The organism is Pseudomonas sp. 18058, from assembly GCF_902706155.1.
In the GTDB taxonomy this organism is placed as follows: Bacteria; Pseudomonadota; Gammaproteobacteria; order Pseudomonadales; family Pseudomonadaceae; genus Aquipseudomonas; species Aquipseudomonas rustica.
This window is the reverse complement of record NZ_CACSJY010000144.1, coordinates 1-423: the sequence shown is the minus strand read 5'-3', so window position 1 is coordinate 423 and position 423 is coordinate 1. Positions and strand designations below refer to the sequence as shown.

The 423-nt window shown below is 69.3% G+C and carries 1 pseudogene; it reads left to right on the top strand.

From position 1 onward, the window contains the following. Window positions 1-423 (top strand): annotated as a pseudogene (locus tag GVL50_RS28550) (hypothetical protein); the annotation flags it as partial.

Here is a 423-nt window from a genome sequence, read left to right as displayed (position 1 = left end):
GGCTTTTCCTGGTGAGCCGCCATGCGGACATCTACTGGGTGCTCAAGGCCACCGGCGACGCGTTCCGCGGCCCGGCGCCGGGTGAGCTGGCCCGCTACTTTCCGCGGGCAGCGACCAGCCTGTCGCTCCAGCTGCTGGCATCCACCCTGGCGATGAAGGAGCCACCGACGCACACCCGCCTGCGCCGGCTGATCTCACGCGATTTCACCCTGCGCCAGATCGACGCGCTGCGCCCGGACATCGCCCGCACCGTCGAGGAACGGCTGGACCGCATGGCCCCTGCCCTGGAGCGCGGAGAAGCCGTGGATCTGCACCGCGAATTCTCCCTGGCCGTCTCCATGCTGGGCTTCGCAAGGCTGTTCGGCATGCCGGTGGACGACATGTCGGGCATCGCCACCGGTATCGGCTCCATCCTGGAGGGCC